Genomic DNA, 23,355 nt, shown 5'->3' with positions numbered 1-23,355 from the left:
TTCGCTGTCACAGTTTACAACCAGATATCTTAATTATTAACCTTAACTTTATGGAAATGAATTTGACTTTTACGGGGGAGAGACGGAAGATCGTCCGTTTTCTTCTGATGAGTCTGCTGAGTTGCATGCTCATTCTTCCGGCCCGGGCTCAGGACCGTGTCACGGTTTCAGGCCGCCTGACCGATACCGGTCAAAATCCGCTTATCGGAGCTTCGGTCATCGAACGGGGAACGACCAACGGCGTTACGACCGATGTGGACGGCCGCTACCAGATCGCCGTTGCGAAGGACGGTACGCTCGATTTTTCATTCGTCGGCTACAAGACACAGAGCATTGCCGTGGCGAATCGCACGCAGATAGACGTTACGCTGGAAGAGGATGCCATGATGATCGGCGAGGTGGTCGCCATCGGTTACGGCTCCCAGCGTAAGGAGGACCTTTCGATGGCCGTTACAACGGTTAAGGTGGACGAGGGGGCGCGCAGTCGTGCCGCAGACCTCGGAACCTTGCTCCAGGGCCGTATGCCGGGTGTGACGATCCTCCAATCGGGCGGCGACCCGATGCGCAAGGCGTCGTTCTCCATCCGTGGACGCGGCTCGAAAGGCAACGACGACGATCCGACTTCGGGCGACGGCGTGCTGATCGTCGTGGACGGCGTGCCCAATGCCCCTTATTCGGTTGAAGATGTCGAGACGGTGACGGTCCTGAAGGATGCGGCATCGGCTGCCATTTACGGAGCGTCGGTCGGATCGAGCGGTGTCATCCTGATCACCACCCGGAAAGCCGAAGCGGGCAAGATGCGTGTAAACGTGAATGCTGCCATCGGCGTCCAGAAAGCGATGAATCTGCCGAATATGCTCAATGCCCAGCAGTACTGTGACGTATGGGCCAAGGCCGTCGGCAACTCGGTGAACGGATCGCTGCCCAACCTGGCCAATCCGGAGGTGTATGCCGGCGCGAACGTGACCCGTACCGACTGGCTCGATGAGATTTTCCGGACGGCCATGACGCAGCACTACGGCATTTCGCTCAGCGGCGGAACGGAGAAGATTTCGTCGATTCTTTCGGTGACCTACGACAAGAAAGAGGGTACGATCATGAATACCTGGAGCGAATCGCTGGGAGCCAAACTCCATACGGACCTCCGGCCGACCAAATGGCTGAAGATTTCGGAAAATGTTTCGTTCGAATATCTCGACGGACAGGGCAAGGTCAACCGGTCCCATACCGGACCTATTCTGGGCGCCATGTGGTTCCCCTCGTCGGCTTCGGTGTATGACCGTGATGCCGAGGGCAATATCATCTACGACGACAAGGGCAAACCCAAATACGGCGGTATCGCTTCGTCCGCCGATATGGCGGCCGGCGTCACCGGTCCCAACGTCGTGAACCCGGTTGCCCAGCTCGAAACGATGCACAGCCGTGCTCCGGAGATGCGGTTCTTCTCGACGACCTCGTTCGAGGTGAAACCCGTCCGGGGACTTACCCTCAAATCGGATTTCACGGCCGATCTCGACATCCTCGAGACGGATGCGTTCCAGCCGGTGATCGACGTGCCGGGCGGTTCCACCACGACGCTCCGCGAGCAGGAGCATACCCGCACGTTCCACTATCTGTGGGAGACGACGGCCACCTATGCCGAGGTATTCGGCAAGCACCACATCTCGGCGATGGCGGGCTTTACGACCGACTACAAGAAACTGCGCCTGTACGACTTCCGTACCCAGAATTATCCCAGCGACACATGGGACAAATATCAGAACCTCTGGCAAAACGGATCGTGGTACCGTGACCCGACGGAGAACTACTACGAGTACGCCATGGTATCGTTCCTCGCTCGTTTGGGCTATTCGTTCGACAACCGTTATTTCCTGACGGCCAGCATTCGCCGCGACGCTTCGTCGAAGCTGCCTTCCTCGAAGAACTACGACTGGTTCCCGGCCGTTTCCGGAGCCTGGAAACTCTCCTCGGAGAAATTCTTCAGCAATTCGTCGCTCGCCAACGTCTTCGACCTGGTGAAAATCCGTGCCGGCTGGGGTATGGTGGGTAACGTGGACCTCTACCCGAACACCTCTTCGGTCGACGTGCCGCTGTCCATCTATCCGGACGGTTCGCTCATCGGCGGCAATACCGTCTACGGAAGCTATTACGACACCATCGCCAATCCCGGCGCCACGTGGGAGACGACCGTGCAGACCAGCGCCGGTATCGACCTGACGCTTCTGAAGAACACGCTGGACATCTCCGTCGATTATTACAATAAGGAGACGCGCGACCTGGTGGACTACCTGCCTACGCCCCCGCAGATGGGCGTCACCACCTCGCCGATGGGCAATATGGGCCGTGTGACCAACAAAGGTTGGGAGTTTTCGGTGGCCTATCATAATACGGCGGCGCAGGGCAAGCTCAATTACAATGTATGGGGCAGCTTCTCGACCAACAAGAGCAATGTGGAGGAGTACGGTTCGCAGCCGCTCGTAAGGCATGACAATCCCAACATCAACAGCACGGCGATCCTCTATTCGGGAGTCGGACACCCCTGGTACTCCTACTACATCTATCGTACCGACGGTATTTTCCGTTCGCAGGAGGAGATCGACCGCTACGTCAGCAAGAACGCCGAGACGGGCGAGGTCATGCAGGTGCAGCCCAACGCCAAGGTGGGCGACCTGAAATTCATCGACACGAACGGCGACGGTGTCATCACGGATGCCGACAAGGTGCTGACGGGCTGTTATACGCCCAAGCAGACGTTCTCGTTCGGGGCTTCGCTGGATTGGAAAGGGTTCGATTTCAGCTTCATGTTCCAGGGTGTCGCCGGCAACTACATCTACAACGGTACCAAGCAGATGGGCATGAACGGTCATGGAGGCGATTTCGGCAATCTGGTACAGGATGTTTTCAATACGTGGGATTTCGATCCTTCGGGCAGCAAATATCCGCGTCTGGGTCTTGCCGAAGACAACAACGGCAACTATACCAAGTTCTCGGATGCGTTCCTCGAGAAGGGCGACTACCTGCGTCTGAAGAATATCACCCTGGGCTATACGCTGCCCAAGCACATTGCCCGCTATATCGGTCTGACGAACGGTTCGCTGCGCGTCTATGTCAGCATCGACAACGTCGCAACGATCACCGGTTATTCGGGGGTCGATCCCGAGGTGGGCAACTACGGTCTTGACGCCGGTATTTATCCGTCGTCGCGCTTCTTCAACTTCGGTGTAAACCTCAACTTCTAAATTTTAAGGACCATGAAAAAAATCATATTCAGTATTTGCCTGGTCGTCAGCGTTCTCGCCATGTCGGGATGTGCCGATTTCCTTGAGCGGGAATCCTACGGTAAAGACGAGACCTGGAAGACGAAAGAGGACGTCATGCAAGCCGTATACGGGCTTTACCATTTCGTCTCTCCCTATTGGAGCGAAGAGATCTGCGGCCGCGGTCACATGTGGCTGGAGTGTGCCAGCGACAACGTTCTGATCGGCCGTGACCGTGCGTCGGTGGATGAAATCCGCGAATTCCGCATGTCCCCGTCGAACGACAACGACGTGTCGCGTGTCTGGGAGGTGATGTACCAGAACGTAGCCAAGGCCAACAATATCATCAAACTCGTCCCCGATATGAGCCTCGACGGGGCGTTTAAGAACCAGGCGTTGGGAACGGCGCTTTTCTTCCGCGGATTCTCGATGCTGTGGATGGTGCCCTATTACGGCGACGATACCAACGGCGGTATTCCGATTATCACGGAAAAGACGCCGACCGCCGAGATCGACTCTCCGCGTCCGTCGCACGTGCTTCAGAATTACGACCAGATTATCGCGGACTTCCGCGAGGCCGGCGATAAACTGCCTTATTTCTCGGAACTTCCGGCCGATCAAATCGGTCTTCCGCACAAGGCTGCGGCCTGGGCCTACGCTGCCCGTGCGGCACTTTACGCCTCGGCGTACGATGCGAAGTATTACGACATCGTGATCGAGATGTGCGACAAGGTCATGGGTATGACCGGAGCCGACAAGCGGTCGCTTTACATCGACTCGTCGGATAAGTCCAAATCTTTTGCCAACCTCTGGCGCAAGGAGCAGAACCACTCTTCGGAGTATATCTTCTCCCTGGAGGGCAGCAATACCAACGGCGCCCGCTATCACGGCGTATCGTTCGTCAATGCCGGTTGGGGTCTTTACAATACGTGGGGTTATTTCACGCCGAGCCTGGAACTCTACAAGGCATTCGAGGAGGGCGATACGCGCCGCGATGCGACGATCCTCGCGCCGGGTCAGCATATCCAGTTCATGGGACGCGATATTCTTTTCGGCGGCTATTCGCCCGACGGTACCGTCGTATCGATAACCAACAGAACCACGGCCCATGTTTCTGCGGGAATGGTCCTGCGCAAATTCATGTCTCCGTGGGAGACGGGCAGTTACAGCGAGGTTTCCAGCCTGCGCGACAAGCTCTGGAATTCGCTCAACTGCTGCCTGATGCGTTATGCCGACGTGATGCTGATGAAGGCGGAGGCGCTGATCTGGACCAAGGGTGAGGGCAACGGCGAGGCCAAGGAGCTGCTCAACGACATTCGCGAGCGCGCCGGCCTGCCCCGCAACAGCCAGGCTACCAAGGCTCAGTTGCAGAACGAGCGCCGTTGCGAACTCGCTTTCGAATTCCAGCCCAGCCGTTTCGTGGACGTGATCCGTTGGGGGCTGGCCCCGTCGCTGCTTACGACGCCGCTGCACGGTGTCATTTCGAAAGGGCAGAGCGGTCAGATCGTCACCGAAGAGGTCGAGGTCTATCCGGCCCGGACGTACAATCCTACGTATAATAAGGTGTTCCCCATTCCGGAGCGGGCATTTACCGGTACGGAAAACCTGACACAGAACAAGGGTTATTAACCGATGCAAATTCGATATAAGCATATGAAAATCTATAAATATATATTGGGAGCGCTCCTGTTGTCGGGCCTGGCACTCCCGTTGACGAATGTACGGGCGCAGGATGTACACCTCAAATGCTTGGAGTGGAATGTCAAGGCCTTGGAGTTCTATAACAACAGCAACGTGAGCAAGGAGATCGGCCGTTTTGTCACCCTGATCCGGGAGCAGAATGCGGAAATCGTCTTCTTCAACGAGTTCGAGACCTTGTCCGGTGCGATGTTTCTCAAAGAGAAAGCGAACGAGTTCGCCAAAGAACTCGGAATGTACTCGTTCTTCATCCATTCTTACAATAAGAGAGGTAACGACGGCTATTACGGCAATGTGATTCTGTCGAAATATCCGATCGTGAATACGGGCCGTGTGCTGCTCGGCATGTATGAAGGCGCTGACCAGCGTTCGGTGGGCTGGGCCGATATCCTGGTTCCGACCGATTCGAAGCCCGAAGGCGTGAAGGTACGTATCGTCTGCACCCACCTCGATGCTTTCGGCGGCAACGTGACCTGCCTCGAACAGGCCAAGGAGGTGCTGGAGTATGCCGTGAAACCGGCTGTGGATGCAGGTATTCCCGTGCTGCTGGCGGGCGATATGAACTGCGGTCCTTCCTCCACTGCGATTGCGGAATATGTGAAATCGGGAGACCGGCTCTGCAACAACGACGGGACTTACGAACGAAGCAGCAAACTCGACTACCTGATCGGCTTCCCGAAACAGAAATGGACTTGTACGGACTATAAGGTGGTCCGCAACACCGAGGCAGACGCGCTTTCCGACCACAGCCCCATTACCGGTACGGCCGTGTTGAAAAATTAGACCTGTTGAATCGAAATAAATCAAAGCGATGAAAAACATGAAAACATACATTTCGATTTTCCTGTCCTTTGCGATGGCGGCCCCGCTCTTTACGGGCTGCGACAACGGATTGGACGAATATCCTTCGGATGCTCCGATTCCGGCTCCGTCGGATAAGTTTACGACCAACGTGCAATTCGTCTCCTTGCTGAGCGACGCTTCGCTCGGAACGGGGTATGTTGATTACCTCAATGCGCTCGACGACAAGAATACGTGGATGACGATTGCCGACCGCGTAGACGACGGCAATCAGTCCGCCGTTATGAAAGCCGCATGGGATACGGAGCGCTGGATGACCTTCGCATTCAACAAAATGGCCAACAAGAAGGCTGAGGGAAGCATGCTCTATATGGGTTCCTGGGGAACGCTGAATACCTATATCACCGGTGCGGCCGGTATTCCCTCGGGCAACGGCTGTTACGTGACCGAGGTGAAGACGAAGCTGGCCGGCATCCGTTCCGAGAAGGGCGAAGACGGCGAAGTGACCGCTACGAAGGACATATCGTTCGATGTCAATTTCCTGACGGCACGTTTCGAAACGGCGGATCAGATTTCGGCTTTCGGCGGCAAGAACGGCATACTGCGTTCGTGCTACGACCGGAACATGTCGCTGCTGATGATCGGAACGGTTAAGAACGATTTGTTCGCCCAGTTGGAGTCGGCTGCAAAGTCCGCCGCCGGAAGCTATGAATTCAAAGTCTTCAATGTCGCAGCCGGATCGCAGTATACGATCTTTATGCTGACGGAGGAGCGTTTCTGGGGTTTCAACGGTGTTGAAACGAAATCGCTGACCGGCGGTATCTCAGCTTATAATATCAGTGTGATGTGGTAATTGGATTCGGGGGTCGGGCCTGGCGGCCGCTTCCCTCGATCCGGTTCCGGAATGGAAAAGAGGGTGTCTAATAGTTAGACATCCTCTTTTTTTGCATGTTGCGCTCTTCGCGGTCTTCCGAGGGGGCTTTGTGTTTTTCAGAAGGTCGCTGTGAACCAGTCTTTCAGTGCGGGCCAGGTGTCTGCCGTGACGTGGATCAGCATGCCCACCGAGGCGGCGATTTTGATTCCCGTGCCGACGATGAACGAGAGGAACGAGCCGAATCCTATCAGGAAGGCTTTCGGCACGTCTCTGCGGTCGTTGAGCAGCTCGCCCAGCACGGCGCCCAGGAAGGGGCCGAGGAGGATGCCCACCGGCGGGAAAAGGAAGAATCCCGCGAAGACGCCCACCGTGGCGCCGATGGCCCCCGCGCGCGAACCGCCGAACCGCCGGGTCATCCATGCCGGCAGGAAATAGTCGGCGATGCTCACGGCGACGGTCACCCCGAGCCAGAGCCACAGCGCCGGGGCGCTCATCTGGGAGTAGGAGGTGAAATAGGCGCACAGCAGGCCCGCATAGCTCAGCGCCACGCCCGGCAGGGCGGGCACGATGCAGCCGATGATGCCCAGTATCGAGAGCACGAAAGCGAACAGGGAGAGCGTAATGTCCATCGAAAGCTACTTAATAATCGCAAATATAACTTATAAATATGAAAAAATCTCCCTTTCCCGGGGAGATTCTATGCGTTGCGTGGCCGGATGGTCCGGCTTCCGGATGCTATTTGACGAGCCGGTTGGTTGCCGTGTCGGGGAAGATAACCCACGGACGGAACTGCTTGGCGTCCTCGAAATCCATCAGCGCGTAGGAGGCGATGATGATGACGTCGCCCACCTGCACCTTGCGCGCAGCGGCGCCGTTGAGGCAGATGCAGCCGCTTCCGCGCTCACCTTTGATGATGTAGGTTTCGAAACGCTCTCCGTTGTCGATGTCCATGATCTGGACCTTCTCGCCTTCGATCATGTTGGCGGCTTCCATGAGCGCCTCGTCGATGGTGATGCTCCCCACGTAGTTCAGGTCGGCCTGTGTGACCGTTACGCGGTGAATCTTCGATTTGATGACTTCAATCTGGAATTTCATTTTATCGGATTCGGATGTTGTCGATTAAACGAATGTCTCCCGCCTGTACGGCGATACAGCCCTGAATGCGCTCCGAGGCGTTCCATGCCGGAACCTCCTGCATCGTCAGCGCATCGACCGACTGGTAGTAAATCACGTTGAGCAGCGGGTTGCTCTCCACTTCGGCCGTCACCCACGCTTTCAACTCCGCGGGCGCCAACTCGTGCGACTTCTCCACGGCCCGGCGCAACACGGCGTAAATGTGCGGCGCGGCGGCGCGGTGGGGTGCGTCGAGCAACTGGTTGCGCGAGGAGAGCGCCAGCCCGTCTTCGCCGCGGACGATCGGGCACTCCACGATTTCGACCGGCAGTTTCAGCTGGGCCACCATCGACCGGATGACGGCGATCTGCTGGAAATCCTTCTCCCCGAAATAGGCGCGCGCCGGGCGCACGATGTCGAACAGGCGGCTGACGACCTGCGCCACGCCGTTGAAATGGCCGGGACGCGTCGCGCCCTCCATCACCTTGTCGATCTGCCCGAAATCGAAGATCCGGGTGTCTTCCTCGGGGTATATCTCCTCGACCGAAGGCATCAGCACGAAATCCGCACCGGCCTCCTCCAGCAGTTTGCGGTCGGCCTCCGGCGTACGGGGGTAGTTGCGCAGGTCGTTCTTGTCGTTGAACTGCGTGGGATTCACGAAGACGCTGACGACGACCGTGGCGTTCTCCTTCCGCGCACGCTCGACGAGCGAACGGTGCCCCGCATGCAGGGCTCCCATCGTGGGTACGAAGCCGATGCCCGACTGTTCTGTCCGGTTCAACTCGGAGCGAAGCTCCGTGACGCTTGTAAATACTTTCATCTCCTTTTGAAACGAGTTGCGGGGCAAAGGTAGAAATTCCCTCAGACATAACGAAAGAAAATCGTAAAAAATAGTTCGGAGGCGTTCCGAAAAGGTAGTGGCGCGGAACCGCTGCCGTTCCGCGCCACCTTCCTGACGGCTGTTTTACAGCCCTGCGACGGGTATCCAGTTCGCGATGCTGCGCGACGACGTGGGACAGATGGCGTCCTCGCCGCCCTGGCTGTCGAACAGCACGAGGTTCACGAGAATCTCCCCCGATGCGAGGTCGAGCTGCGAACGCGGCACGGCGACTTCGACCAGATAGCCGTGGTCCGTGTCGCTGTTGTCCGAGACCGTGCCGTCGTAGGCGGCCTGCACCGTGACGCCCATGTCGGTCTCGCGCCAGCCTCCGGCATAGATGTCCGTGCTCTTCAGTCCGCTGTGCGAGACTTTGATGCGGCGGGCGGCGGAGGTGAGCCTGTCGCCCTCGTTGGCGGGTGAGAGCAGGATATTTACATAGTCGTCGCGCGAAATGGCCTCGTCGAGCACTTCCACGAGAAAGTAGACGTTCCGGTCGTCGCACGAACAGCGAAGCGTGGCCTGGGCCTGCGACTTTTCGCCGACGAACAGCGCGTCGTCGGTCGCCGCCCATTCCGCATTGCCGCCGTCGACGCTGATCGTGCGGCGGGTCGCCGTGATGCGGTGGTTGAGTTCGAAACGGGCCAGCGCGATCGTGATGTCGCCTGGCTTTTCGCTGTTGCGCATCGCGGCGATCACCTCGTGGCTGCCATTCAGCTCCAAGCAGCCCCAGGAACCGCGTCCCGGCAGCGCCGCGAACGGTTCGCCGAATGTGCGGGCTTCAGCGTCGCCGAGGCGCATGTTCATCCGGCTCGAAAGTCCGTAGGACACGAGGGTCTCGCCCGACGGGAACTGCACGAGGAAGGGCGCCGCGCCGTCGAACAGGTTGCTCTGACGGTCGGCGGGTCCCGTTTCGTCCCCTTCGAGATGGCCCCACTGTCCCTTGTCGTCGGAATAGGCGAACGAGATGGCGTAGGACGTGCTGCCGTTGACGCAGCTCACGGCCGACTCCAGCGCCGCGGCCTGTTTGTTGCTGTTGTTGAGGCGCACGACGACCGGCATCTGGTCGGTGTAGAAGGTGGCGTTCTTGTCGCTGTTCTCCCAGTGCTGGCGGATGACCCGCCAGGGGGTCTGGTCGAGTCCCGGGGTCCAGGTCGCGCCGTGGTCAGCGGAGACGACCATCGAGGTCCCCGAATGGCCGCCTGAAATCCACGGACGGCTCTCCGAAAAATAGCATTGAAGCTCTCCCGAGGGCATTTCTACCATGTGCGCCTCCCAGTTCGGACCGTGGTATATCTCCTGCGGATCGCTCCACGTCCTGCCGTTGTCCGTACTGCGCAGGATGACGATTCCGTGGTCATACTGGCAGTCGAGGTAGTTGTAGCTCATGTTGGCCCGGTAGGAGGCGAAAGCCAGGAGGTCGCCGTTGGAGAGCACGATGGCGTTGGGATTGGTGAAGACCCGCTTGTCCTGATTGCCGCGCGAATTGGTGATGACATAGCGTTCGAGAAACAGCCCCCGGCCGGTCCAGTTTTCCAGATCGGGACTCGTGGCATAATAGATGTCGAAGCCGTTCGCGTTCCCCTGACCGCCGTAATGGTTGAACAGGATGTAGGAACCGTCGGACAGCTTTTTGATGCGTGCGTAGTTCGGGTTGTCGTTGCCCGTGACGCTTTGGCCGAGGTTGACGTAACTGCGGTAGTTCATCTTGACCGACGACCGTGCGGTCACGTCGGCGTGGGAATTGATCTCGTCCGCGCCTTGGTTCAGTTGTCCGATGGGCGTCAGGGTCAGCTCTTGCGATTCGGAGGCTCCTCCCCGGTTCGGTCCGGGGGAGTCGTCGTCGCTGCAGCCCGGCGTGCCGAAGGCGAGTGCCGCCAGGGCGAGTTTCGTGATGGTTTGTTTCATGGCGTTCGGTTCATTGGGGCTCCGGGACTATCTGGCATAGAACCGGAACTCGGTGGTTGAATGATAAGTTTCGCCGGGGCGGAGCACAGCCGACGGGTATTCGGGGTGGTTCGGCGAGTCGGGGTAGCGGAGTGTCTCGAGCAGCATGCCGCCGAATTTCTCCACCGCCCGGCCGCCCTTGCCCACGACGTTCGGGGAGAAGAGCCGTCCGGTGTAGGTCAGCAGTCCGGGTTCCGTGGTCCGGAGTTCGATTCCGCGGCCGCTGCGCGGCTCCCACAGGTCGGCGGCCCGGGCCAGTTCGCCCGTCTGGCTGCGGAGCACCCAGCAGACCGAGAATCCGCGCATCGTGCGCAGGTGCTCGTTGGGAGTGTCGATGGCGTAATCCACACGGTGGGGCTCCCGCAGGTCGAAGGGCGTGCCCTCCACGGACTCCGACGGCCCCAGCGGCACGAAGCGCGCGTCGTTGGGCAGGTAGCGGTCCGCCTCGACCTGCATCACGTGGTCCATCACGTAGCCGCCGTCGTCCACGCCTTTGAGGTTGAAATAGGTGTGGTTCGAGAGGTTGACGACGGTCGGACGGTCGGTCGCGGCCTCGTATTCGGCCCGCCAGACGTTGTCCTTCGTGAACCAGTAGGTGACCGTGCAGGCGAGGTTGCCCGGATAGCCCTCTTCGCCGTCGGGGCTCAGGCGCGTGAAGCGTACGCCCGCGCGGTCCGCCTCCACGAGCGGCTCGGCCTGCCACATCACGCGGTCGAATCCTTTCGTTCCGCCGTGCAGGTGGCCCGGACATCCGGCCAGACACTCGTTGGCGGTGAGCCGCACGGTGTCGCCGTCGAGCGGGAACGAGGCGTTGGCGATGCGGTTGCCGTAGCGCCCGATCAGGGCTCCGAAGAAGCGTTCGCTCCCGGTCTCGAAGTCGCGGATGTTGTCGTATCCCGGCACGATGTCGGCGATTGCGCCGTTGCGGTCGGGGACGCAGATCCGCACCACGCGGCAGCCGTAGTCGATGACTTCCATCGAGGCGCCGCTGCCGCTCCGAAGCCGGTAGAGGGTGACCTCCTCGCCGGACGAGAGTTGTCCGAACGGGACGGTTTCCACGGAGGGTGCGCCTGCGGTGCAGGCGGTCAGAAAGGCCGTCGCTCCGCAAACGGCCGCAAGGATGATTCGTTTCATGGCCGGACGTTTTTTTGTGCGGGGCGGTTCGCCGGTTTGTTTTGTTCCGTATCGGCTCCGATGCCTGTATCGCCCTGCCCGCGCATCCATTTTTTCAGCGCCCGGAACAGTCGGGCCTGTATGCGGGCATACTCCTTTTTCCCGGCCAGGTTGGTCAGTTCCCAGGGGTCGGCCGCCGTGTCGTACAGCTCGAACTCCGGACGGTGATACCACCGCCCGACGATGAATTTCGCATGTTCCGTGTCGGTCGCTTTCCACGATTTGAGCCACAGCTCGTTTTCCATGTTTTTGGCGATCATCCTCTGATCGGGGGTCAGGTTCCAGATCAGCCGGTAGCGGCCGTCGCCCGCCGCGCGGATGGGATAGGGAGGTCCCGACGGGTAGTTGTCGTGGAGGTGGAAGGCGTATTTGCGGTGGCGGTCGCTGCGCCCTTCGAGGAGCGGCGCGATGCTGCGGCCGTCCATCTCGCGGTCGGGACTTCCGCCTGCCAGCGCCACGAGCGTCGGCAGGATGTCTTCGTACTGCACGATGGCGTCGGTCGTGCGGCCCGGGCGGATGCGGCCGTCCCAGCGGGCGATCATCGCCGCGTGCACCCCGGCGTTCCAGTTGGTCCACTTGGCGCCCGTGAGCTGCGTCCCCTGTTCCGAGAGGAAGATCACCAGCGTGTCGTCGAGCAGTTCCCGCTCCCGCAGTGCCCGCACTACGTCGCCCACCTCCCGGTCGAGCAGGTCGATTTCGGCCAGATAGGCCGCATAGCTTTTGCGCGTCTGCGGCGTATCGACGAAATGGGGCGGCAGGACCAGTTTCCCGAGGTCGAATTTCGAAGGATCGCCGCCCGTCCACGGAACGTGCGGGTTGACCGAGGCCACCACCAGACAGAACGGTTCTTCACGGTTGCGCGAAATGAACTCCTCGACCCCCTTCATCGTGTGCGAAGGGTCTTTCGTCAGGCAGTTGACCGCGAATCCGGGGACCCGTTCGAACGGGAAGGCCTCTTTCGGATGGATGTGCCATTTCCCCGCCAGCCCCACCCGGTAGCCGAGCCGCGCAAGGCGTACGGGCATGGTCTCGACCCCTTCGCGGATCGCACTGAGGTTGTAGTGCCCGCCGTTGCGGATCGGGTACATGCCCGTATAGAGGCAGTGGCGTGTGGGCACGCTCGTCGATACGGAATTCCAGGCGTTCGTGAAGCGCATGCCTGCGCGGGCCAGCGAATCGATGTGCGGCGTGCGGTTGTTGACCGCGCCGTAGCAGCCTATGTCATGCCAGCTGCAATCGTCGGCGAGGATGACGACCATGTTGGGCCGCTTCTGGGCCGCGGCCTGCTGCCCGGTCAGGGCAGCGGCCGCGAAGCCTCCGAGCATCAGTGTTCGTTGAAGATTCATTTTTGCAGCTGTTTATCGTTTCAACTCCCGGAGCATCACCGACGCCCAGAGGTTATCGGGCTTCAGCTCCACGGACTTTGCGAAGCATTTCCGGGCTTCGTCCCGATTGCCGAGCCCCAGCAGGCCGAGTCCCTGCGTGTAGCAGGCTTTGGTGTTGATCGTCGCCACGGTCTTGCCCGTGGTGCCCTCGGCGCCGTAGAAGTTCACGTAGTCCTCGACGATGCCGGCCTTTCCGGCCTCGACGAGCGCTTCGAACAGGGCTTCGGCCTCGGCCTTTTTGCCCAGCTTTTCGAGCGCGAGGCCCTGCCAGTAGCGGTAGTCGGTCTTCTTGACTTTCACCGCCGCGGCCTTCTTGTAGTTCTGCATGGCCTTGGAGCGGTTGCCCATTCGTTCGTAGGCGTTGCCGATAACGTAATAAATCTGGGCGTCGCGGGGCGTGCGTTTGTCAACGAGGAACACCTGGTGGTTCTCCGGATAGTCGAAGGCGCTCTCGAAGAGTGCGAGGGCCTCTTTCCGCTGCCCTGCGGCGAATTTCTCCTCCCCGGCCAGCAGCAGGGCGTCGACATAGACGTCGTGGAAGTTGGCGACGCCTTCGCGCGTCGGGAAATAGCATTCCTTCAGCAGTTTGAGCACATAGTCGTAATCCCCGACGAAGATGCCTGCCGTGACCTCCCCGGCCAGCGGAGAGTAACGTTTCGTGCAGACGTCGTGGTGGCTTTTCAGCAGGTCGTAGCGCACCTGCACGTCCTCGCCCTTGGCTTCGTAGACCTGGTCGATCTCCTCGAGGAAGAGCGCCTCTTCGGGAGCCAGCTCGATGGCCCGGCGGTAGTATTTCACCGCTTCGCCGTAATTCTTCGTGTGCAGCCAGTGGGCCCATCCGAGGTTCCGCCAGGCCATGGCGAACGTGGGCTCTTTGGCGATGCACTGCTCCCACTCGGTCATCGCACGGTCGGGCTGCTTGTTGTAGTATAGGTTGCCCAGGTAGTAAGAGGGTTTGTAGCTCCCGGGGCAGAGCTCCTTGGCCCGTTCCAATACGGCGACCGTTTCCAGCCGGAACGGGTTGCAGCGATCGGTCGGCAGGGCCAGCGCCGCTTTGAACAGCTCTTTTTCCGCAGCCTTGTCGCCGGCCTTGCCGGCCAGATAGCCCAGCCACATCTTGACGGTGGGGTAGGCCGTCCGGGCGTCGATCCGTTCGAGCAGTTTCACGGCTGTCTCCGGAAATCCGTTGTGCAGGTAGGCGAGGGCCAGTTCGAGGTACGATTCGGGCTCGTCGCGCATCAGCGTTTCGAAATAGTCGCCTTCGCCCAATAGCTGCTGTTCGTAGGTGGCATAGGCGTTCACGGGATCGGCCTCCAGCACCCGCTTCACACAGGCTGAGGAGCCCGCTTTGTCGCCCTGCGTGCGCAGGAGGGTGGCTTTCAGGTTCAGGGCGCTGAAATTGTTGGCGTTGTAGGTGATGGCTTCGTCCAGCCGCTCGAGCGCCATCGGGATGTCACCCTGCGCCACATAGAGCTGCGCCAACTGGAAATTGCCTGCCGAGTTGTAGTTGTAGCTCCAGACGGCGCGGTAGAGCGTGTCCATTGCCGCTTCGATCCGACCCTCCTGTTTGAGGATCAGCCCTAAGTTATACATCGCTTCGCAGTCCTTCGGACGGGTGTAATCCTTGGTCTGACGCCGGATCGCCGTGCGCAGGTAGCGGGCGGCCTTCTCGTTGTCGCCGCGCTGACGCCACCAGACGCCCATCTGCGTGTTGGCGCGCGTGTCGCCCGGATCGCGGCGCAGCACCTCTTCGAAATAGTCCGTGGGGTCGATGAACGGGTTGTGGAACTGCAGGTTACGCATCCCGACGAGGTAGCACTCCTCGGTGTTCTCGATCTGTTCGGGGCGCAGCGGACGCTTCACGATCTCCGGCAGCGGTTTGTTCGGGTCGCGTTCCACGGGCGAGTAGGCCAGCAGCTCCTTGCCTGCGGCGTCGGTGAGCGTGATCCGCAGGTCGGTCGGTTCGATGGTCTTGTCGATGGCGACGGTCTCCACGAACGGGGCGTCGGGTGCGAGATCCGTCTGCCGCGTGAAGAGTGTCCGGCCGGCGGCCGTGAGCGCGACGGTCGTTCCGGACAGTTTCTCCGTGGCGTTGACGCCTATCAGCGCTTTGCCCGGGGCCACGAGATCGAGGTTGAGGGCCGCCTGCCGGTTGCCGGTCTTCACGCCGCCGATGTCGCGCAGTCCGTACCAGTAGTGGGTGAACTCCTTCACCTCGTAGGGGGCGCTCCAGTTGTAGTCGGGCTGGTTGTCCGAATAGGCGCCCACCATCAGCTCGCAGTAGTGGCCGTCGTTGTCAGTCAGGATGCGGGTGTCCCACTCCGAGTTGGGGCCCCAGAGCCAGAATTTGCCGCCCTTGACGATGTGGTGGTTGCCCGCCAGCATCGTGCCGGCCTTGCGGCCGTGGTCGTATCCGGCGATAAAGTCCTCCTTGAGGTCGTGGACGAACATCGAGTTGGACATGAAATGGTTCTTCCACCACGAGGCGTCGATGCCGTCGGCGTATTCGTCGATGCCGTTGAACGGCTCGCGGGTGACGGGCCAGTGCGCGAACCAGTTCTTGCAGTGGAAGGTCACGAATTCGGTGCTCTGGGGGAAGATGATCTGGTAGTTGTCGTCCACGAGCGTCGAGACGTTCGACCAGTAGAGCATCGAATTGTCGTTCTCGGTCGAGTTGACCAGCCGTCCGGTGATCTCCATATAGGACTTGCCCGGATGGAGCGTGATGCCGATGGCCCACGACATGCGGTGGCGGAGTTCGGTTTCTCCGACCCAGATGGTCTTGCTGCCGTCCTCGTTTTCGACGATGCGGTAGTCGCACGGGATGTTCGACGTGGCCCGGTGGTGGTGGAAGACGTTCCATTCGACGCCGCCCGAGATCCAGGCTCCGGTCATGCCGACGTTCGCCGGTTTGACCACATGTTGGTGATAGAAGATGTCGTAGCCGTTGGTCTTGTCGATGGCGTAGAACAGCCGTCCGCCGATCTCCGGCAGCACGCACAGTTCGACGTATTCGTTCTCGAGATAGAGGGCCTTGTAGCTCACCGTCTTTCGGTTGCGCGTCATGTTGTCGTCTAACGGATAGGGGTAGACCGAACGACGCGCCCGCTGGTAGGACCAGTCGCGTTCGAAGATGGGCGCCGTTTCGGCGGCGTTGAGTACATAGGTGGGGAGTTCGAGCGTTCCCTCCCGGGCCGTAACTTCGGTTTGCTGTGCCCGGGCGCCGACCGCAATGCCGGCAAGCAGGCCGAATGTCATCAGGATTTTTCGTTTCATCGGATATTTGGTTTATGTGTTTTATTAATGCCAGTTGTCGTTTTGGACGAGGTTGGGATTCTTTTCCCGTTCGGACGAGGGGATGGGCCATTTGAGGTAGGCCGAACCGCCCCATTTGTATTCGTATACGGGGGCTCCCCAGCACTCCAGCAGACCGTTTCCGTCGGCGAATTTGTCCGTCTGCCACGTGCCCCAGCGGAGTTCGTCGCAGTAGAGCTGCTCCTCGCAGGCCAGCTCCCATTTCTTCTCGTTGCGGATGCGCGGGCGCAGTTCGTCGGCGCTGGTCACGGCGACATGCGGATTGCCCGGCGTGTTGAGTTCCGCGACGCCTGCGCGCTTGCGGACCTGGTTCACGTAGCCCGCGGCCTCGCCGTAGCGTCCCTGCTCGTTGACGGCTTCCGCGAGGCAGAGCAGCACGTCGGCATAGCGGAAGATAGGCACGTCGACGGGGTTGTACTGGATATTGGCGTACTCGTTGCCCGAGGTCACGAACTTGCGGATCGAGTAGAGCATGTAGCTGTTTGAACGGGTCTCGAGGTCGAGCGACGGCGCCGCGCTGGAGCGGAAGGGCCACCGCAGCGTGTAGGTCAGCTCCGCGCCCGAGGCGCCTCCCTTGTAGGTCGAGTAGGGGGTGATGATGGTCGCCGCCAGACGCGGGTCGCGGCCGGTGTAGGCCGCGCGGATGCGCGCTTCGTTGCCTGTCTCGAGATATTCCGAGAGGTCGGCCCCGTAGGTCTGCATCGTCGAGCTCTCGGTGGAGGTCATGTTGTCGCGCAGGAAATAGACGCTGCGGGCCTTGGGCTGCATGGCGTCGTAGCCGTCGATTACGTCGTCCCAGTCGAAGGGCCTGCCGTCTGCCCACTCGTAGGAGTCGACGAAGCGGGCGTTCATGAAGAACGACGAGGTGCCGTTGCCCTTGGTGACCATGTTGCCGTAGGTATAGCTGAAGACGTTGCCGAAGCCCTGCACCTCCTCCATCTGGGCGCTGAAGATCATCTCGTCGCACTTCTCGTTGGCCTGTTTGAACAGGTCGGCATAGTCGCCCCGGTAGAGGTCGTAGCCCAGTTTGCCGACTTCGAGGAAATCCTTTTCGGCCTCCTCCCATTTCTTCAGCCACAGGTAGACCTTTCCGCGCAGCGTGTAGGCCGCACCCTTGGTCACACGGCCGTAGCCGCTGTCGCTCGATTTGTACTTGCCGGGCAGCTCTTCGCAGGCGATGCAGTCGTCGAGGTCGTCGATGATGATGTCCCACACCTGCTCCTCCGAAGAACGGGCACGGGTGTACTCCCCGGGAGCGAGGTTCTCCAGATAGACCGGAACGCCCCGCCAGAGGCAGTTGAGGCGGTAATAGTGGAAGGCGCGCAGGAACTTGCACTCGGCGATGCGCTGGCGTTTGAGGGCGTCGCTCATCGTGGGGCACGAGGCGATGTTGTTGATCACGTCGTTGGCGCGGTTGATGCCCTCGTAGAAACGTTTCCAGTAGGTCAGGAACGAGGCGTCGTTGGGCTGGATCGTTCCCGTGAGGTAGGAGTAGTTGAGGTAGATATGCCCGTCGGTGGGGTCCATGACCGACGAGAAGGCGTCCCAGTTGAGGCGCGAGCGGCTGCCGTCGATATAGTCGTAGAGAATGTTGCTGTAAGCGCCGACGACGACCGATTCGGCCAGCGTGGTGGTCGAGAACGCTGTGCCGGAGCTGACCTCGTCGTAGGACGAGAGGTCCAGGAAGTCGTTGCAACCGGCGAGCGCGAGCGTCAGGGCCGACCCGATGAGTGTCTTATGTAAATGCTTCATAGTGGACTGGAGGATTTAGAATTTGATGTTGAGGCCGATCGAATATTGCTTCAGGCTGGCGTAGTAGTTCATCGTGTCCGAGAATTCGGGGTCCATGCCCGGATAGTCGGTGATGGTCCAGAGGTTCTCGCCGCTGAGGTAGATGCGGACATCTTGCAGACGGATTTTCCGCAGCCACTTTTTCGGCAGCGTGTAACCGACGGTCAGGTTCTTGAGCTTCAGGTAGTCGCCCTTGTAGAGCCAGTGCGACGAGTAGTTGGTGCCGCCGTTCTGCTCCGAGCCGTAGTTCATCGTCAGGCGGCCGTGCTTCGACGTGAGGTTCGTGCGCGGGTCGGCGGGGTTCTCCGGATCGAAGAAGTAGTGGTCGTAGGCGATCTCTTTGGAGATGGTCGTATCGCCGCGCGTGGAGTAGGAGTTGAACCCGAGGTAGCGCCAGTAGATCGAGAAACCTCCGGCCCCGGCCCACGTCATCGAGAAGTCAATGCCCTTCCACGCCAGGTCGACCTGGAATCCGTAGTAGTATTTCGGGGTCATCGAGACGTCCTGGAACGTGTAGTCGTTTTCGTTGCCGTAGATGCCGTCACCGTTGGTGTCGGCATAGAGGTAGTCGCCGTACCAGATGCCCTTCTTGCCGATGGTCTGGTTGGGGAGGAACGTGTTGCCTGCGGCGATCATCGCCCGGGCCCACTCCATATCTTGTTCGGTGCGGATCATGCCGTCGCGCGGGCCGCCCTGCGGGTTGACCGAGCCGTCGCCGAAGAAGTAGCTGCCGTTGCCCTTGTAGGTGTTGAGCAGGTAGAACTCGTTGATGAGCTTGCCTTCCATCACGCGGCGCGTGGTGCCCACGGCCGTGGTGACGTCGCCGAGGTTGGTGTCGTAGACGCGTGTGCCGTCCTCGCCGGTCATCCAGCCCGCCTGGAGGCGGCCCTTGTACTTGGTCACTTCGTTCCAGTTGCGCGTGAAATTGGCCGAGATGCCGTAGGAGAAATCCTTGACCCGGTCGCGCCATCCGAGCGTCAGCTCCAGGCCGTTGTTGGTCACCTCGCAGAGGTTCTGGTTGGGGGCGCTCTTCTGGCCGATGGTGGCGAAGATCGGGGCCTGATAAAGGATGCCGTCGGTCACTTTGTTATAGTAGTCCATTTCGAAGCTGAGGCGGTTGTGCAGCACGCCCAGCTCCAGACCGACGTTGGTCGACGTGGTGGTTTCCCACTCCAGCAGGTTGTTCGAGAGCGAGGCCACGATGCCCGGCGACTGCTTGCCGCCGAACGAGTAGAGGTAGCCCGAGGCGTAGGTCGCCTGATACTCGTAATTGCCGATGGCGTGGTTTCCCAGTTTGCCCCACGAGGCGCGCAACTTGAGGTTGTCGATGCCCGAATCCTGCATGAACGCCTCCTGCGAGATGCGCCATCCGGCCGATACCGAGGGGAACAGGCCCCAGCGCGACTTGCGGGCGAAGCGCGACGAACCGTCGTAACGGAGGTTCGTTTCAAAGAGGTAGCGGTTGTCGTAGGCGTAGGTCAGGCGGCCGAAGAACGAAGCCGTCGCAAAGTCGGTCTGCGTGCCGTCGATGCTCGTCACGGTGGTCGCCGTGTCGAATTCCACGAGCTTGTCCTGCGCGAAGCCGGTTTTCTTGGCCGTGAGATTCGACGAGTTGCTGTACATGGCCTCGAATCCCACGAGGGCCGTGAGGTCGTGTTTTTCGGCGAAGGTGTAGTCCCACGCGAAATTGTTCTGGAAGGTCCACCGGTAGGTGCCCTTGTCGGTTTGGGTCAGGGCCAGTTTGGCCAGGTCTTCGTAGCGGTAGGCCCAGTCGTTCTTCGAGAACGAGAAGGCGTTGCAGGTTTTGCCGTAGTACTTGTGTTCGGAACTCGACCGCGCGTAGTTGAACGACACGTTGTACCGGATGCGGTAGGGGAGCTTGACGTTGGCGAAGATGGCGGCATTGACGTAGTGGCTCTTCTCCTCGCCGCCGAAACGGTTGATGAAATAGAGGTTGTTGCGCGACGAGGAGCTTTGCTCGGAATTCTCCATCCAGCCGTATTTCCCGTCGTAGTAGGGGTAGATGCCCGGCGTGGCGCGCGACATGTAGCCCGAGGCGCCCGAGAAATCGCTCAGTTCGCGCGCGCCCTCGTATCCCCATAGTTTGGTCCCGATCTCCAGCCACTTGGTGACCTGCGACGAAACGTTGGTGCGCAGCTGGAACCGCTCGGTGCCGGTCCGCGCCACGACGCCCGGGTTGTTGACGTAGGAGAACGACATGAGGTATTTCGTGTTGCCCGACGAGCCGCTGGCCGAGAGGTTGTGCTTGTGGTAGACGTTGTTCTCGAACATCGCCTCCATCCAGTCGGTGTTGGGGTAGGCGACGTAGTTGGGGTAGCCCGAGTCGGCGATGCCGTTGGGGTCTTTCTCTTTTTCGCGCCAGAGGTCGATCATCGCCTGCGAGAAGGGCAGCGTGCCGTCGATGTTCTCGGCCGACTCGTTTATCAACTCCATGTAGTCGGCATAGTTCGACACCACTCCGAAGTGGTTTGCCGGGCGGTTGAAGGCCACCATGCCGTTGTACGAGATGTTGAATTTGCCCGTGCCGCCCGTCTTGGTGGTGATGAGCACCACGCCGTTGGCGCCGCGGTTGCCGTAGATGGCGCACGAAGCGGCGTCCTTGAGCACCGACACCGATTCGATGTCGTCGGGATTGACGTTGCCGATCGAACCTTCGAAGCCGTCGACGATGACCAGCGGCGCCGAGTCGTTGAGCGTTCCGATGCCGCGGATGCGCATCAGCATCCCTTCCTGTCCGGGCTGTCCCGAGGTCTGCGAGACCATCAGGCCGGCGTTCATGCCCTGCAAAAGCTGGGCGGTCGAGGTCACGGGCCGCGATTCGGCCTCCTTGGCGTAGTTGACCGACGACACGGCGCCGGTGACGTTCACGCGTTTCTGGACGCCGTATCCGACCACCACGAGGTCTTCGATGAGGTTCGCCTGGGGTTTCAGTGTCACGTCGATGTGGGTACGCGAGCCTACGCGAATCTCCTGCGCGGCATATCCGAGGTAACTTATCACGAGGGTTTCGTTCGGCGAGGCGATGATCTCGAATTTGCCGTCCGAGGAGGTGCTCACGCCGCGGGTTGTATTGGCGACAGTCACGGAGGCCCCGACGAGGGGTTTCCGGGCATCATCAAAGACAGTTCCCGTGATCCTGCCGGACTGCTGCGCGAAGGCGAAAGGCGCCACGAGCAGGAGTACGGCCAGAACGAATCGTTGTTTTGATGTAATCATAAGGCCATTGGTTGATGGTTAGTAAATTCGGTTATGCGGTTGTTGCGAAAGTTCTTCGGTTCATTGCCCGAGGCTGCGGCAGAGCCGCTGGTTCACCTCGTGCAGGCGTCGTTCGTCGACCTTCATCCGTTTGCGGTCGTAGGTCATCAGTCCGTTTACCTCGATTTCGACGTCGGTGGTCTGGGTGTAGACGGCCCCCGAACACCCCGTCGGGATCAGCCGTTCGAGCATTTCGGCATAGCGGACGTATTCGTCGGTCACTTCGCCGGCATTTTTGAAACGGACGTATCCCCAGTTCTGGTCGGGCTGCCAGAGGTGCCCTTCGAGCGGGAGTCCGATGCCTCCGTATTCGCCGATGACGTTCACCCGTCCGATGTCGAAGAGGAAGAAACGCGGATGGGGATAGCTGTGAATGTCCAGCACCTCGCCGGCATCGGGGTAGAAATTACCGCCGCTGGCGGCGTTGACGATGCGCGTGGGGTCGTAATCCTTGGTCCACCGGGCGATCTCCTCGGTCCTGAACTGCCCCCAGGCCTCATTGAACGGCACCCACATTGCCACCGAGGGGTGGTTATAGAGCTGATCGACGATCTCTTTCCATTCTTTGCGGAACTGCGCTTCCGATTCGGCTGTGCGCTTCGCCTCCGTGCCGTCGAAATAACGGTTGTTCTGCCACTCGGGCGAGGGGCCTCCGTTGGGCATGTCCTGCCAGACGAGGATGCCCAGCCGGTCGCAGTGCCAGTACCAGCGTTCGGGTTCGACCTTCACGTGCTTGCGGATCATGTTGAACCCTAAATCTTTGGTCTTTATGATGTCGTACGCGAGCGCCTCGTCGGTCGGGGCCGTGTAGAGTCCGTCGGGCCACCAGCCCTGGTCGAGCGGACCGAACTGGAAGCACTCCCGGTCATTGAGCGCCAGGCGCAGGAATCCCTCCTTGCCACGTACCACGGAGTTTTTGCGCATCGCGGCGTAGCTGCCGACCCGGTCGACGGACTTGCCTCCGCGGAGGAGTGTCGTTTCGAGGTCGTAGAGCATCGGGGTGTCGGGCGTCCAGAGTTTCATTTCCGGGAGCGTCAGCCGCAGCGGTTCTCCGGCAGCGGCGCGGGCTTCGGCGACTGTGCGCCCGTTGTCGCGGAGCGTGATCTCGACGATGTCGCCGCGCCGGGCGCCGACGATCGCGGCCTCGACGGTCAGGCTCTTTGTGTCGATGTCGGGAGTCGTGCGCAGCGAGGCGATGCGGCTTTCGGGTACGGGTTCCAGCCACACCGTCTGCCAGATTCCGGTGACGGGGGTGTACCAGATCGTCCGGGCCTCGGTCACCTGTTTGCCGCGGGGCTGCGTTCCGCGGTCCGTGGGGTCTGCGACCCGCACGGCAAGCGTCTGCTCCCCGCGTGTGAGATAAGGTGCGATGTCGATGGAAAATGCCGTGTAGCCGCCTTTGTGCCCGCCGACGCGGATGCCGTTCAGATAAACGTCGGCCTCCCAGTCCACGGCGCCGAAGTGCAGCAGCAGGGCTCCCTGCCGCCATTCGGCCGGGACGGTGAAGCGGCGTTCGTACCACAGCACCTCGTTTTCGGCCAGCCGGCGCTGTACGCCCGAGAGCGACGACTCCACGGGATAGGGAACGAGTATCTTCCCGTCGAAGAGCTCCGGCTGCGGGGCGTCGGCCGGGCGTATGGCGTAATTCCAGTGTCCGTTGAGGTTCTGCCAGGCGGGGCGCACCAGCGTGGGACGGGGGTATTCGGGCAGCGGGCAGGCGGGATCGACCTTGTCGGCCCAGGCGGTTTTGATTTTGTCGCCTGCGGGCTGCCATGCCTGCGCCGGAGCGCTCAGGATACTCCCGGCGGCGAACAGAAGGGTGAGGATGGTTTGGTTCATAGTAGTTTC

Annotated in this window: 14 protein-coding genes; 4 read left to right on the top strand and 10 right to left on the bottom strand. The window is 60.4% G+C overall.

What is annotated here, in order from left to right; genetic code table 11:
• The first annotated feature begins 50 nt into the window (after positions 1-50).
• From BLU78_RS03550 to BLU78_RS03535, 4 genes are read left to right on the top strand one after another with little or no spacing between them, the layout of a single operon-like run.
• Positions 51-3,239 carry a SusC/RagA family TonB-linked outer membrane protein gene (locus BLU78_RS03550; RefSeq protein WP_010263337.1) on the top strand — a complete coding sequence of 1,063 codons (3,189 nt, stop codon included), beginning with the start codon at positions 51-53 and terminating at the stop codon, positions 3,237-3,239.
• Positions 3,240-3,251: 12 nt separating this feature from the next.
• On the top strand, positions 3,252-4,886 hold the full coding sequence (locus tag BLU78_RS03545) for a RagB/SusD family nutrient uptake outer membrane protein (protein ID WP_010263339.1): 1,635 nt from the start codon (positions 3,252-3,254) through the stop codon (positions 4,884-4,886).
• Positions 4,887-4,910: 24 nt separating this feature from the next.
• On the top strand, positions 4,911-5,738 hold the full coding sequence (locus BLU78_RS03540) for an endonuclease/exonuclease/phosphatase family protein (protein ID WP_010263344.1): 828 nt from the start codon (positions 4,911-4,913) through the stop codon (positions 5,736-5,738).
• Positions 5,739-5,775: 37 nt separating this feature from the next.
• Positions 5,776-6,609: a hypothetical protein gene (locus BLU78_RS03535; protein ID WP_231290863.1), complete on the top strand. Its 834-nt coding sequence runs from the start codon at positions 5,776-5,778 to the stop codon at positions 6,607-6,609.
• A gap of 137 nt (positions 6,610-6,746) precedes the next feature.
• Here the strand turns inward: BLU78_RS03535 and BLU78_RS03530 are convergent, their stop codons facing one another.
• From BLU78_RS03530 to BLU78_RS03485, 10 genes are all read right to left on the bottom strand, one after another.
• A complete protein-coding gene (locus BLU78_RS03530; protein WP_010263350.1) occupies positions 6,747-7,259 on the bottom strand; it encodes a DUF456 domain-containing protein in 513 nt (170 codons plus the stop codon).
• A gap of 106 nt (positions 7,260-7,365) precedes the next feature.
• Positions 7,366-7,725: an aspartate 1-decarboxylase gene (gene panD, locus BLU78_RS03525; protein ID WP_010263355.1), complete on the bottom strand. Its 360-nt coding sequence runs from the start codon at positions 7,723-7,725 to the stop codon at positions 7,366-7,368.
• Between the two features lies 1 nt (position 7,726).
• Entirely contained in the window at positions 7,727-8,563 is an 837-nt protein-coding gene (panC, locus tag BLU78_RS03520; RefSeq protein ID WP_010263358.1) for a pantoate--beta-alanine ligase, read from the bottom strand.
• A gap of 144 nt (positions 8,564-8,707) precedes the next feature.
• Positions 8,708-10,528 carry a hypothetical protein gene (locus BLU78_RS03515; protein WP_010263361.1) on the bottom strand — a complete coding sequence of 607 codons (1,821 nt, stop codon included), beginning with the start codon at positions 10,526-10,528 and terminating at the stop codon, positions 8,708-8,710.
• A 27-nt stretch (positions 10,529-10,555) separates the two neighbouring features.
• On the bottom strand, positions 10,556-11,701 hold the full coding sequence (locus tag BLU78_RS03510) for an aldose epimerase family protein (protein ID WP_010263364.1): 1,146 nt from the start codon (positions 11,699-11,701) through the stop codon (positions 10,556-10,558).
• Positions 11,698-13,086 carry a sulfatase family protein gene (locus BLU78_RS03505; RefSeq protein ID WP_231290864.1) on the bottom strand — a complete coding sequence of 463 codons (1,389 nt, stop codon included), beginning with the start codon at positions 13,084-13,086 and terminating at the stop codon, positions 11,698-11,700. The genes BLU78_RS03510 and BLU78_RS03505 overlap by 4 nt, the downstream gene beginning before the upstream one ends.
• 12 nt (positions 13,087-13,098) lie before the next feature.
• Entirely contained in the window at positions 13,099-16,401 is a 3,303-nt protein-coding gene (locus BLU78_RS03500) for a DUF5107 domain-containing protein (protein WP_010263373.1), read from the bottom strand.
• Between the two features lie 24 nt (positions 16,402-16,425).
• Entirely contained in the window at positions 16,426-18,192 is a 1,767-nt protein-coding gene (locus tag BLU78_RS03495) for a RagB/SusD family nutrient uptake outer membrane protein (RefSeq protein WP_010263375.1), read from the bottom strand.
• Positions 18,193-18,207: 15 nt separating this feature from the next.
• On the bottom strand, positions 18,208-21,468 hold the full coding sequence (locus BLU78_RS03490) for a SusC/RagA family TonB-linked outer membrane protein (protein WP_081504098.1): 3,261 nt from the start codon (positions 21,466-21,468) through the stop codon (positions 18,208-18,210).
• A gap of 60 nt (positions 21,469-21,528) precedes the next feature.
• On the bottom strand, positions 21,529-23,346 hold the full coding sequence (locus BLU78_RS03485) for a glycoside hydrolase family 2 protein (RefSeq protein ID WP_010263378.1): 1,818 nt from the start codon (positions 23,344-23,346) through the stop codon (positions 21,529-21,531).
• Positions 23,347-23,355: the final 9 nt, after the last annotated feature.

The organism is Alistipes timonensis JC136 (assembly GCF_900107675.1).
In the GTDB taxonomy this organism is placed as follows: domain Bacteria; phylum Bacteroidota; class Bacteroidia; order Bacteroidales; family Rikenellaceae; genus Alistipes; species Alistipes timonensis.
This window is presented reverse-complemented; position numbering and strand designations above follow the sequence as displayed.

Excerpts from the sequence above, each read along its gene's own strand:
- BLU78_RS03545 (WP_010263339.1), top strand. The coding sequence starts at position 3,252 with ATGAAAAAAATCATATTCAGTATTTGCCTGGTCGTCAGCGTTCTCGCC.
- BLU78_RS03540 (WP_010263344.1), top strand. The coding sequence starts at position 4,911 with ATGAAAATCTATAAATATATATTGGGAGCGCTCCTGTTGTCGGGCCTG.
- panC (WP_010263358.1), bottom strand. The coding sequence starts at position 8,563 with ATGAAAGTATTTACAAGCGTCACGGAGCTTCGCTCCGAGTTGAACCGG.
- BLU78_RS03515 (WP_010263361.1), bottom strand. The coding sequence starts at position 10,528 with ATGAAACAAACCATCACGAAACTCGCCCTGGCGGCACTCGCCTTCGGC.
- BLU78_RS03505 (WP_231290864.1), bottom strand. The coding sequence starts at position 13,086 with ATGAATCTTCAACGAACACTGATGCTCGGAGGCTTCGCGGCCGCTGCC.
- BLU78_RS03550 (WP_010263337.1), top strand. The coding sequence starts at position 51 with ATGGAAATGAATTTGACTTTTACGGGGGAGAGACGGAAGATCGTCCGT.
- BLU78_RS03530 (WP_010263350.1), bottom strand. The coding sequence starts at position 7,259 with ATGGACATTACGCTCTCCCTGTTCGCTTTCGTGCTCTCGATACTGGGC.
- BLU78_RS03485 (WP_010263378.1), bottom strand. The coding sequence starts at position 23,346 with ATGAACCAAACCATCCTCACCCTTCTGTTCGCCGCCGGGAGTATCCTG.
- BLU78_RS03535 (WP_231290863.1), top strand. The coding sequence starts at position 5,776 with ATGAAAACATACATTTCGATTTTCCTGTCCTTTGCGATGGCGGCCCCG.
- BLU78_RS03490 (WP_081504098.1), bottom strand. The coding sequence starts at position 21,468 with ATGATTACATCAAAACAACGATTCGTTCTGGCCGTACTCCTGCTCGTG.
- BLU78_RS03510 (WP_010263364.1), bottom strand. The coding sequence starts at position 11,701 with ATGAAACGAATCATCCTTGCGGCCGTTTGCGGAGCGACGGCCTTTCTG.
- panD (WP_010263355.1), bottom strand. The coding sequence starts at position 7,725 with ATGAAATTCCAGATTGAAGTCATCAAATCGAAGATTCACCGCGTAACG.
- BLU78_RS03495 (WP_010263375.1), bottom strand. The coding sequence starts at position 18,192 with ATGAAGCATTTACATAAGACACTCATCGGGTCGGCCCTGACGCTCGCG.
- BLU78_RS03500 (WP_010263373.1), bottom strand. The coding sequence starts at position 16,401 with ATGAAACGAAAAATCCTGATGACATTCGGCCTGCTTGCCGGCATTGCG.